Raw genomic sequence first — 12,271 nt, 5'->3', positions numbered from 1 at the left:
AGATGCCCTGTTGATAATAATCTTTGCATCAGCAATTTGTCTTCTTTGTTTATTTGCGGCTGTATTTTCCTCATGCCTCAATTATATCATTCTTTTATATCGTTGTCTGTATTTTACAGCACACTAGGCTACGAAAAACCGTGTTCGGGCTTCGCCCTCTGCACGGTTTTTCGTAGCCACATTTGGGGCAGGGGTCGTTGCTACGCAACGCCCTATAACCTGCCCCAAACGTCTTTTACCGCCGGAACGTTAAGCGAAATTGTGGCTAAATTGATCGGAAATAGTATATAAAATATATGGTATAGAATGTATTGACAAAATAAACAATAATGTAGTTTAATAAATTAGAATAATTAGGAGAATAATTTTATGTATTTTCGTAAAATAGTCGGTAAAAAATGCTATTTATCCCCAATGGATGCTAATGACGCAGAAAAATTTACGGAATGGTTTAATGATTTGGAATTAATGGTAAATCTACAATTATATAATTGCGTAATAAATGTGGAAGGTGAACGGGCTTTTTTAAGTAATCCTTCAAATGATCATAATTATTCAATTATTGACATAGAAAAAAATGAAGTAATTGGAAATTGCGGTTTTATGGAAATTGACAATTTAAACGGAACGGCAGAAATTGGAATATTTATTGGGAATAAAGATTACAGGAATAAAGGATATGGCACAGAGGCATTAACTTTGTTATTGGATTATGGATTTAAGGCATTAAATTTACATAATATTTTATTAAGAGTTTATAGTTTCAATAAACCCGCAATAAGGTCTTATGAAAAAATAGGATTTAAAAATATTGGAAAAAGACGGGAGGCATTACAAAGGAATATGGAAAGGCACGATATTGTGTATATGGATTTATTGGTAAATGAATTTTATGAAAAGAATAAAATATAAATAAAATATGGTATACGCCCCAACTTCACATAACAGGCCGGTAAATGTACGCCGCCTGAAGGCGGCTAGACATTTACCGCCGGGCGTTAAGCAACAGAAACCGAAATATGTTGGAGGATTATTTTGCCAGACTTTGTTCATCGCTCCACGCCATCCTTGGCGTGGTGACTTTATTATTTTTTATTTATGTATTAATAACTCATGTTACGCAAAGACGTAAGAATATAGTAAAATGTGGGTATGGAAGGGGAACTAATAGATTTATACAGCGATTACCTATTGTGCAGTAATCGCCAAACGACAGCTACCGGCCTGTCGAAATTAACCGGGGGGCTGATTAGCCACGATACGATAACACGGTATTTGTCCGGGGAGGCGATGGGCAGTAAAAGACTATGGCTAAAAGTAAAGAAATTGGTTAGGAGCCATGAGAATGAGGAAGCCAGCCTTGTTTTTGACGATACGATTATAGAAAAACAGTACATGGATGAGAATGACATTGTATGTTGGCGCTGGGATCACCATGACGGACGGAATGTAAAGGGAATAAACCTGCTGACGGCTTTTTTACACGGCGGCAACCGAAGATGCGGCCATAAGGATACCGTTAGGGTATGAAATAATAGCGAAGACGGAAAGGCATTTTGACGAGAAAGAGGGAAAGGAGAAACGCAGAAGCCCGAAGACAAAGAATGAGCTGATGCAGGAGATGATAAACGCGCAAATAACAAATAGGGTGAAATTCCGGTATATTTTGGCGGATTCATGGTTTTCATCCAATGAAAACATGAAATTCATAGACAAAAGGAAGAAGGTGTTTGTTTTTGAGATGAAAGAGAACCGGCTGGTTGCGGACAGCGAACAGGATAAGAAGGAAGGCCGCTTCGAGCGACTGGATCAAAAAACACTGGGGAAAAAACCGACGATGGTATGGCTGAAGGATTTAAGCATTCCTGTAATCCTATACAAACAAGTCTTTAAAAACAAAGACGGTTCGAGCGGGACAAGATATCTGGTGACAAATGATTCGGCGATGGCAAAGGATCAATTCGAGACGCTCTACAAAAGACGGTGGGGTGTTGTCGAACCTTTGATTCGCGAGTACCACAAGAGCTTAAAACAAAACGCGTCCATAGGAAGTTCTCCCGCTCATACGGAGAGAACGCAAAGCAACCATATTTTTTCAGCGATATATGCATCAAGTTGGAAAAAACAAAGCTGGAACGGAAGATAAATCATTTTGCGTTAAAGCTATTGATTTATACAGAATCATTAAAAACGAGCCTATCATATTTTTTGTGTAAATGAAAAATATCATCAGAACGGAACCCGTTCTTTTCCGAACTCAATGGCGAACTGGTTTAACGCCCGCCCCCAATCCTTTATCGGCATAGTCCATTTTTCAGAAGCGTTGCGGACCGCCAAATAAAGTATCTTCGGACTTTAGTCCGCAAATATAGCATCATCATTCACAAAGATCAATTTGTTTTTAATGACTTTGCGCAAAGAAAAATTAAGAGACTCAACCGCGTTAGTCGTATAAATCGCCTGCGAACCGAAGGTTCGACGGATTATCAGGCGAGTATTTGAAAAACTCGCTCAGGTCATTCCAGTGCCGCAGCCATGGCTGGTAAATCATCGGGTATTTGTCATTCCATTTATTACCGAAAACTTCCAGCGCCTCATCGGACTTTAGTCCGCGCCCCGCCTCCTCGCTGTTAGCTGAATAGACCGCCTTCAGGTCGGCGCACAGTTTTTTAACGTCTTTGTACGAAACGAATTTTGTCGAGTTCCTGACCATGTGGACGATGCAAAGCTGAATCCGCGTCTGAGGGTATATTGCGCGTAACGCGTCGGGGAAGCCCGTAAGCCCATCCATGCAGGCTATGAGGATGTCCTCCGCCCTGCGGTTATTAATCTGAGTTAACACGCCCATCCAGAATTTCGCACCCTCGTTTTCCGCTATCCACAGCTCTCGGACTTTAGTCCGCTATCGCGTAGGATTTTTCAAGAGGCCGGTTCTGCCATTCCCTTACTTCTTCGATGACTTCGCTCGTCACGCGGCTTATCAGATCGGGCGACACTTCAACGTTGTATGCTTTTTCAAGATGCTCCCTGATATTGCGGTCGCTTATCCCAAACGAGTACATCGAAATAATTTGATCGTTAAAAAGCGACACCCGCTTCTCATGCTTGGGAACGATTATCGGCTCAAACGTTCCGTTTCTGTCACGCGGAACTTCAATAGCCGCGCTTTGGTTCTCAAGCAGCACCGTTTTTTCCGTGTGCCCGTTACGGCTGTTTTAGCTGTTGTCCCCGGCGCTGGAATTCTTTTCATACCCAAGATGTTCCGTCATCCCGGCTTCAAGCGCCCGCTGGAGTGTTTTTCCGGTTAGCTGTTTTATTAAGCCGTCCCGCCCTACAACCTCGTCCTGGGTTAACCCACTGAAATCGATATTATCAAGAGGGGAACCTTCGCCCTGTCTGGCTCGGTTGAGGTTCAAGCATCTGGTCGATAATATCCTTTTCTTTCTTCTCTTTCTTTCGTGCCATGACCATTCGGACTTTAGTCCGCTTTCTCCTCTGGTATTTCTACCATTTTATGGCCATTTACACAATTTTTAATATAGGCCCTGCCGGGACAATATAACACTGAAAGCCCTCGCGGAAGACTGCGAGCCCGATCACGTCACGATAGGCTCGCATACGTTCTACAATCACTCTACCTTAAACCGCGAGACTTCCTTTAACAATTCGTCAATGGCTTGACGGTTCTTTTGTGTCATGTCATTGACATTGTGTACCGCTATGTTTATCTGATCCGCGCCGGTAGCCATCTCGTTCATGCCGCCGGTTATTTCCTGCGTTACTTTTTCAAGGTTCCGGCTTTCCTTCATTACTTCATTGCTGCCCTCAAGCATTTCTTCGCTGCCGCCTTTTACCTGCTGGGTAAGTTCATTCAATCCGCCTACGCTTTGTAATACTTGTTTGCTTCCTTCACCTTGCTCTTCCATTGCGTTGCGGATATTCGCTTCCTGATCCGCCACCGTTTTTACGCCTGAATCAATCGCCTCGAATCTTTTTAGCACGTTGTCGGTTGAGCCTGTAATTTTTTTGATTGATTCCGCTATCTTTTTCAGTACCGTGCCAATTGTTTTGGACTGCTCGCTGGAACTTTCCGCCAGTTTGCGGATTTCATCGGCTACTACGGCAAAGCCCTTGCCCGCTTCCCCGGCGTGCGCGGCTTCTATAGCTGCGTTCATCGAAAGCAGATTGGTCTGGCTGGCGATGTTTTCCATGACCGAGTTAATTTCCAGCAAGCCTTCAGACTCGCGGGATATTTCTTGAATGTCCGTCGCAACTTCCTGCAATCCGCCACGGCCTACTTCGGAAGCTTCTTTTAACGTGTTTACATTGGCGGTGTTATTGACCAGCGTGTTGGTTACGGAACTGATATTTGCTACCATTTCTTCAATGGCGGATGAAGCCTGGGAAACATTGCGGCTCTGGTTTTCTACATGGCCGTTGAGTTTGTTGATGTTTATAATAACCTGTTCCATAGTCGCGTTGGTTTCGGTTACGCTTGCGCTTTGATTTATGACTCTTCCCTTTATGCTCTGGATGTTAGCGGTGATTTGATTTATCGCGGCGGCGGTTTCGGTCATGTTGCTGGCAAGATCATTGCCGATGTCTTTCAATACGCCTGCCTGTTTTTTAATGAGAAGCACAAGGTCTTTGATTTTTCCAATTGTTTTATTGAAGTACAAGGCAAGGTCGCCTACTTCGTCTTTGGAACTGACGGCAATACTTTTTGTTAGGTCTCCTTCACCTTCTGAAATATCTTTGAGCGTGTTCGCTACCATAACGATTGGGGCGGTAGTACTATTCAGGACAAAATATACAATTACTACCGCAATTACAATGGCAATTGCCGCAATAATTATCGTAAACTTAGTCATCGCATTTACTTCTTTTAAAATGTAAGATTTAGTCGATGCGAGCATTATGCTCCATGTATTGCCCGAACTGCCCATAGGGAAAGACGTCAAAGTAATTTCTACGTCTGATTGCAATACGTGCGAATAGCTTGAGCAGTTAAATTCCTTGCCTTCAAGTACGGCCTGATTTGCAGCCTTGGTATAATTGCCGTATATCGCATCTACATCGACCAGCATCTTGCCTACGCGTTCCGGCACATAACTCGCCATAATAAACCCGTTGCTTGAGTAAATTGAGATCGCGGAAATTTCTTCTCTGGTTTTTATCGTATTCTCTACAGTCGGCTGCATTGCGTCTATAACGTTAAGACAGCCAACGCCTCCCACTACTTCGTTGGTACGCCTGTTTATGATGGGAACCATTAACCTGAAATAAAAAGTGTCTTTCCCGTCTATATTTCTTGGAAGCGGGTGTTCATATCGGTCTTTAGTCGCGTTTGGACCGTTTAAATATGCCATGGAGGCCGCTACGTCGCTGGTAACCATTATTGATATCTTCCCGTTTTCCTGACGGAACCCTACACCGTATTGTCCGGTTTCTGTGGAACCTTCACGGCCAATGTAGCGGGAATCCATTCCGTCAACCGCGTTTGGTTTCCAAACCGTGTAGACCTGATACATGGTAGCTTCCGCTTCTACAATGGACTTAATCATATCGTCAAAACGGTCCCGCCGTTCCGCCGCCGGAATATCCTCATATTTACCCATTTGATTTGCCAACGTGCGCAGAACGCGGTAAAGACCGTCCTCTCTGCCTTGCCAGTATGCGGCACGTTGAGCAGCCAGATTATCAATACTCCGCTTGCTTAAAGTTATGCTTGTGCTGGAAGCCTGCTGTAATAAAACTACCGAAACTCCTGTTACAATGACAGCTACAATTGCGATCATTAAAATGCTCAGTTTGATTTTAATTTTCATTTCTTTTCTCCTTTACTTTTGCCCTTTATGAGGCGTGTAAACCTTTGGATTTCTTGTAAATAAGGAAGCTCCGCAACGCAGAGACTATTATACTTTTTGGATAATTCAATAAGCATAAGCGTCTGATGCCTGTTGCGATTTACTTGGTTTTGGCTATTTGGGTGTTTTTATAGACCATACGATAATTTTATAGTAATTTTTTAAGGTTTGCAAGTGAAATTTTGTAGAAAATGCCTATTTATACTAAAAGATGTATGCAAAATAATATACTTTAGTACAGTGCAATTCGACTACGCCATATAGCTTGGGTTTTCCAATAATTATGAATTTTACCACAAAACCATACGAACAACGACAATATATGTGCAAAAAGTTCGTGGTAGAAATTCTTCTTTAAGTTAGACACCTTTTTCGTCCCTATAGCCATATTTTCCTTAAAAAGCAAAAAAAGAAAGAATTCAAACTACTTTTGACAAAAAAGTGTATAGTATGTTATTATGATTAGATAGTTTCTATTTTACAAAAAGGAGAATAAAGTGAAACTGAAATTCAAACTTAGTATTATTGTAATCGCTATTGTGGCAGTTATTGTAGTGGGCATTTCCATAATTCTACTACAAGAAGCATCCAATATAAGCCTTGCTCTGAGCAAACGCAGCGTCGCTTATCTTGCCCATCAGCGCGCCCAGTATTGGAATGGCCGATTAGGCGGCTATTTAGACGTATTACAAACTGTATCAAATGAAATGAGTTATTACGAAAACGTCGCCCCTCAGGATCGGCGAGGCCGGTATGAAGAAATGATGAGGGCTGTTTTTGATGAGGAGCCCGATTTTGTCCGAATGTTTACCGTCTGGAAGCCAAACGCCCTTGACGGCATGGACAGCCGTTACATAGGCAGGGAAGGCTCAACCGCCTCAGGGCAGTTCGCTTATGCCTTGGGAAGCGAAACAGGCAAAACAGTGGCTCAAACCAGCTTGGTCGTTGATGACGTGATGCAGTACGTGAACGGTCCCGACGCGCGCAATGACTCTGTTAGTCAGCCTTCAATTATTCATTTATTGGGAAAGGACACCTACGTGGTCAGGCTGATGGTCCCCATTGTTAGTAAGAACAACAATGAAGTAGTCGGAGCTGTCGGCTGTCAGTTAAATATTGATTTGATACAGCCGAGGATAGAGGCGACTATCAAAGAATTTGAAGAAGTTGCCGCAATATCTATTTATTCCAACAATGGGTTTATTCTAGCCAGTTACAGGCCGGAGCGGATAGGGAAAATGATGACCGAAGCTGAAGTGCAATTCGGTACCCATGTGAAAGAAGCGTTCGAGGCTGTTAAAGCCGGAAAAGAGTATGAGTGCTTTAGTTATGCCCCTACGTTAAACACAAACGTGCAAATAACCGTGACTACTATCGCAATAGGGACTTCCAGCACGACATGGTCGTTAATGCTGGGTTCAACTGAATCTTACATCATGAAAGATGTCAACAAAATGAAATGGTTTACAGTTGTTATAGTGACAATCGCGTTACTGGTGGCTGTTGTAATCATTTATTTTATCCTGAACAATGTCACCAAGCCAATCGTTCATGTTGCCGACAGTCTTAGGGAAATATCCGAAGGCGAAGGGGATCTTACAAGGCATTTAGATATTAGCGGTAATGACGAAATAGGCGACTTGGCTAAATATTTTAATCAGACTCTTAACTCTATCAGCACACTTATTAAACGAATAAAGTATAAGGTCAACGCGTTAACCAATACAGGCCATGAGCTTTCCTCAAATATGAGTAAAACTTCCCATTCGGTAGATCAAATTTCTGAAAATTTTGAGGGCATGAAGGTTAAGATGAACAAGCAGGAAAAGAGCGCCGAAGAAGCTGAAAAAGCCGTGGAAGCCATAAAACGTAACATTGACAACCTGAATAGAATGATAGAAGACCAATCCGCCAGCATAAACAACTCATCTTCCGCAGTTGAAGAAATGACAGCCAACATTCATTCGGTAACCAGAACTTTGGTAGAAAACAGCAAAAATGTCAGCGAATTGACAAGCGCGTCTGAAAACGGAAGAACCGGCCTTCAAACGGTGGCGCAGGAGATACAGGAAATCGCAAAGGAATCTGAGGGGCTTTTGGAAATAAACGCGGTAATGAACAATATCGCCGCCCAGACAAATCTGCTTTCCATGAACGCGGCAATCGAGGCCGCCCATGCTGGAGAAGCCGGAAGGGGCTTTGCCGTAGTAGCCGATGAAATTCGCAAACTTGCCGAATCATCAAGCGGGCAGTCGAAAACCACCGCTTCGATGTTAAAAAAGATAAAAGCTTCCATAGACAGCATAACCGTATCTTCCAACGAAGTTCTTTCCCGTTTCCAGGTAATTGATAACGGCGTAAAAACGGTTTCCACGCATGAGTTGAATATCCGTAATGCGATGGAAGAGCAGGAAGTGGGCGGAAAGCAAATACTTGAATCCATGGGCAAACTGAAAGAGTTAAGCATATCGGTCAAGAAAGGCGCGGCGGATATGTCGGAATCGGGCGATCATCTGAATAGTCAGACAACTGAATTTATACAAATCAGCAATGACATAGTAAACGGCATGAACGACATAGTGAACGGTGCAATGAAAGAGATAAAAACCGCAGTAGTTACCGTAGATGAAATGAGCGCCGAAAACAGCAAGAATTTTGACGAATTAAAAGTGGAATCGCAGAAATTCAAAGTCGATTCAGGCGATGAATTGAAGAAAGTAATCGTTATTGATGATGAGGAAACCATTCTTACCATGACAAAAGTTATGCTTGAGAAAAATTACGAAGTTACCACGGTCAGTTCCGGTAAAGCGGCATTGGATTTGTTCTTCCAGGGTTACACTCCCAATTTGGTGTTATTGGACTTGACTATGCCTGAAATGCACGGTTGGGAAACCTTTGTCAGAATACGGGATTTAACCAAATTGCACCATGTTCCGATAGCGATTTACACAACTTCGGTAGACCCACAAGACAAGGCAAAAGCGCGTGAACTGGGGGCAGTTGACTATATTAACAAACCTGTCAAAAAGGCTGAATTGATTGAAAGAGTGGGGAAATTGATAAAATAAGTAATGGTTTATTGGTGAAATATTGTGTATAGTATAATATTATGAACTATTAGTTTTTATTTCGCAAAAAGGAGAGTAAAAATGAATCTTAAAATTAAATTGAGCCTAATGATGATCGCCATTGTAGCGGTTGTGGCGGGCGGTCTTGCTTTAATTCAACTGAGGCAGGCGTCCGGCATGGTTGTAAGTCTTGCCGAGGATAAATCCATATATCTGGCGCGTCATCGCGCCCAGTACTGGGACGGCAGAATAGACGGCTATATAAAGGTGTTGCAAACATTATCAGATGTAATGAATTTTTATGAAAGCATGGATGCGGCGGATCGGCGTGAGGAATATGAAGATATGATAAAGGCTGTTTTTGAGGATGTGCCGGATTTTACCCGGATGTTTACCATCTGGAAACCTAACGCCATTGACGGCATGGACAGCCGTTACATAGGCAGAGTAGGCTCAACCGCCTCAGGACAGTTTGCTTTTGCCCTGACAAGGGAAACCGGCGCGACAGTGGCTATGACCAGTTCAGTTGTTCAGCAGGCAATGGATCATCTGAACGGAACTGACGCTAAATTGGTCGATATGAGCGATCCCTTCAGCCTTAAAGTAGCGGGACAAGATGCCTGGATGGTAACCATTATGGCACCCATTATTAATAGCAGGCTTAATGAAGCAGTCGGAATTGTAGGCTGTCTGTTGGATATTGGAATGATACAACCCATGTTAATAAAGACTGTCCATGATTACGATGAAGTTTGCAGTATGGTTGTTTACACCAACACCGGCTTTATTTTGGCAAATTATATACCGGATTTTTTAGGGAAGCAGATTACTACTGAAACACAGTACGGTAAAGACCTAAACGATGTCGTCGCCGCTGTTAAAAACGCAAAAGAGTGGCAAGGCTCGGATTATGACCCTGAGTTAAATACAAATGTGCACATGAGCGTAGTTCCAATTCCTCTTGCGTCCTCTCCAACAACATGGTCGATAATGGTCGGAACGCCTGAATCTTACATCATGAAAGATGTTAATAAGATGACCGTGTTTACGGTTATTTTGGCGATAGTGGCAATAGCGGTAGCCGTTGTGGTCGTTTATCTTGTTTTGGGCGTAACCATATCGCCAATTATCAAGGTTACGGACAGTTTAAAAGAAATAGCCGAAGGCGAAGGGGACCTGACCAGAAGACTCGTGGTTCATACCAAGGACGAAATCGGATTGCTTGCCCAATACTTCAATCAGACTCTTACGGCTATCGGCACTCTTATTAAGAGAATAAAGTATAAGGTCAACGCGCTGACCAATACCGGCCATGAACTTTCCGCGAATATGAGCAAGACTTCTACTTCGGTAGATCAGATTTCTACAAACTTTGAGCACATGAAGATTAAAATGAATGCGCAGGAACAGAGCGCCGCCGAAGCCGAGAAAGCCGTGGAAAACATTAAAACCAGCATTGACAATCTTAATGTATTGATAGAAGGCCAGTCTGAAAGCATCAATAATTCATCTTCCGCAGTTGAAGAAATGACCGCCAATATTCATTCGGTAACCAAAACATTGATAGAAAACAGCAAAAATGTCACCGAATTGACAAGCGCGTCTGAAAACGGAAAAACAGGCCTTCAAACTGTAGCGCAGAAGATACAGGAAATTGCCAAAGACTCCGAGGGGCTTTTGGAAATAAACGCGGTCATGAACAATATCGCCAGCCAGACAAACCTGTTGAGTATGAACGCGGCAATCGAGGCCGCCCACGCCGGAGAAGCGGGGAAAGGCTTTGCCGTAGTAGCCGATGAAATTCGCAAACTTGCCGAATCATCAAGCGGCCAGTCAAAGACCACAGCCACAATGTTAAAAAAGATAAAGGCTTCCATAGACAGCATAACCGTGTCTTCCAACGAAGTTCTTTCCCGTTTTGAAGTAATTGACTCAGGCGTTAAGACTGTCTCAGCGCATGAAGAGAATATCCGTAACGCGATGGAAGAGCAGGAAGTAGGCGGAAAACAAATACTGGATTCAATCGGCAAGCTGAAAGAAATAAGCATATCGGTCAAAAAAGGCGCGGCGGATATGGCGGGGTCGGGCGATCATCTGAATCGGCAGACAAGCGAATTTATAAAAATCAGCGAAGAAATAGTAAGCGGCATGAATGATATAGTGAACGGCGCAATGAAGGAAATAAAGGTCGCGGTAGTCACCGTAGATGAAATGAGCGCCGAGAACAGCAGGAACTTCGAGGAGTTAAAAGTAGAATCGCAGAAATTCAAAGTCGATTCAAGCGATGAAAAGAAAAAAGTCATCGTGGTTGACGACGAGGACACCGTCCTTACCCTGACAAAATCCATGCTTGAAGGCGAGTACGATGTAACCACGGTCACTTCCGGTAAAGCGGCTTTGGACTTGTTCTTTCAGGGTTACACTCCCAATTTTGTGTTGCTGGACTTAACTATGCCTGACATGGGCGGATGGGACACCTATCTGCGCATACGCGATCTGACCAAATTGCACAGTGTCCCGATAGCGATTTACACGACTTCGGAAAATCCGGAGGACAGGGCAAAAGCGCGCGAACTTGGAGCGGTTGACTATATCATTAAACCTGTCAAAAAGGCAGAGCTTCTTGAAATTGTTAAGAAACACTCTAAGTAGGATTAGCCACGAATTAGTACACGATGTATGCCCAAGGAATTTATTAAGTACAGTGCAATCCGGCGTTGCCGGATTGCTTAGGAGTTTTGCCAAATAGCAAACTACTGTTTTCGTTGCGTTTTTTACCTTGGCTAGACTCCATGCTTCTTGATAATGTCTTGTGTTTGGCAAAACTCCAGGCTGCGGGTGGCAAAAACTCTGGGAGAACGTCGCACTGGCGGCCACCTAAAGGCGGCCTTGCTTTTATTGGGGACTGCGGCATTTATTGGTGCTCTCAGCGTGCGGCATTATTTATCTACACGGCTACGCCGTGCGTTTATTTGGCTGTGGCGGGGAATTCCGAAAGATGTTTTTACATCGCACGCAGCCTGCCCGACTGTACTCAAGGATTTATTGGGCATACATCTTCTAGCGGTAATTAGCATTTTATCACTTCGTGGACTATCATGCTTCACCACTGCTAACTTCTCACTGCTCACTATACACTACATACTACCTACTAACCACTTCTTCCTACTGTTTCGTCCACTTACTTCCTTTTGCCGCTCTCGTATTGTCCTGCCCACGCTGAACTTGCCGTTTTAGACCAAAGCATATAAGGTGGTATACAAAAGCCCAGGAGGGAAACATGGGCAAAAGAAAAAGTTATACTGCCGAAGAAAAAGTAAAGATTCTCAGAGA

The 12,271-nt window shown here is 43.3% G+C and carries 6 protein-coding genes and 1 pseudogene; 5 read left to right on the top strand and 2 right to left on the bottom strand.

Annotated elements, in window-relative coordinates:
• Positions 1-369 precede the first annotated feature (369 nt).
• From ACYVRH_RS08685 to ACYVRH_RS08675, 3 genes are all read left to right on the top strand, one after another.
• Positions 370-912 carry a GNAT family N-acetyltransferase gene (locus ACYVRH_RS08685; RefSeq protein ID WP_461256523.1) on the top strand — a complete coding sequence of 181 codons (543 nt, stop codon included), beginning with the start codon at positions 370-372 and terminating at the stop codon, positions 910-912.
• 240 nt (positions 913-1,152) lie between these two features.
• The gene (locus tag ACYVRH_RS08680) at positions 1,153-1,530 is read left to right on the top strand and encodes a hypothetical protein (RefSeq protein WP_461256522.1); all 378 of its coding nucleotides are present in this window, start codon (positions 1,153-1,155) and stop codon (positions 1,528-1,530) included.
• Positions 1,508-2,146, top strand: a complete 639-nt coding sequence (locus ACYVRH_RS08675) for a transposase (RefSeq protein ID WP_461256524.1) — start codon at positions 1,508-1,510, stop codon at positions 2,144-2,146. The genes ACYVRH_RS08680 and ACYVRH_RS08675 overlap by 23 nt, the downstream gene beginning before the upstream one ends.
• Before the next feature lie 83 nt (positions 2,147-2,229).
• Here the strand turns inward: ACYVRH_RS08675 and ACYVRH_RS08670 are convergent.
• Together ACYVRH_RS08670 and ACYVRH_RS08665 are read right to left on the bottom strand one after the other, a co-directional pair.
• Positions 2,230-3,368 (bottom strand): annotated as a pseudogene (locus ACYVRH_RS08670) (IS256 family transposase).
• A gap of 261 nt (positions 3,369-3,629) precedes the next feature.
• A complete protein-coding gene (locus ACYVRH_RS08665; protein WP_461256521.1) occupies positions 3,630-5,828 on the bottom strand; it encodes a methyl-accepting chemotaxis protein in 2,199 nt (732 codons plus the stop codon).
• A gap of 536 nt (positions 5,829-6,364) precedes the next feature.
• Here ACYVRH_RS08665 and ACYVRH_RS08660 point away from each other — a divergent pair.
• Positions 6,365-8,938 (top strand): methyl-accepting chemotaxis protein, encoded by a 2,574-nt coding sequence (locus tag ACYVRH_RS08660; protein ID WP_461256520.1) that lies wholly within the window; start codon positions 6,365-6,367, stop codon positions 8,936-8,938.
• Between the two features lie 81 nt (positions 8,939-9,019).
• The gene (locus tag ACYVRH_RS08655) at positions 9,020-11,590 is read left to right on the top strand and encodes a methyl-accepting chemotaxis protein (RefSeq protein ID WP_461256519.1); all 2,571 of its coding nucleotides are present in this window, start codon (positions 9,020-9,022) and stop codon (positions 11,588-11,590) included.
• Positions 11,591-12,271 lie beyond the last annotated feature (681 nt).

It is taken from the genome of Treponema sp. R80B11-R83G3 (assembly GCF_054786115.1).
This window is presented reverse-complemented; position numbering and strand designations above follow the sequence as displayed.

Excerpts from the sequence above, each read along its gene's own strand:
- ACYVRH_RS08665 (WP_461256521.1), bottom strand. The coding sequence starts at position 5,828 with ATGAAAATTAAAATCAAACTGAGCATTTTAATGATCGCAATTGTAGCT.
- ACYVRH_RS08685 (WP_461256523.1), top strand. The coding sequence starts at position 370 with ATGTATTTTCGTAAAATAGTCGGTAAAAAATGCTATTTATCCCCAATG.
- ACYVRH_RS08655 (WP_461256519.1), top strand. The coding sequence starts at position 9,020 with ATGAATCTTAAAATTAAATTGAGCCTAATGATGATCGCCATTGTAGCG.
- ACYVRH_RS08680 (WP_461256522.1), top strand. The coding sequence starts at position 1,153 with ATGGAAGGGGAACTAATAGATTTATACAGCGATTACCTATTGTGCAGT.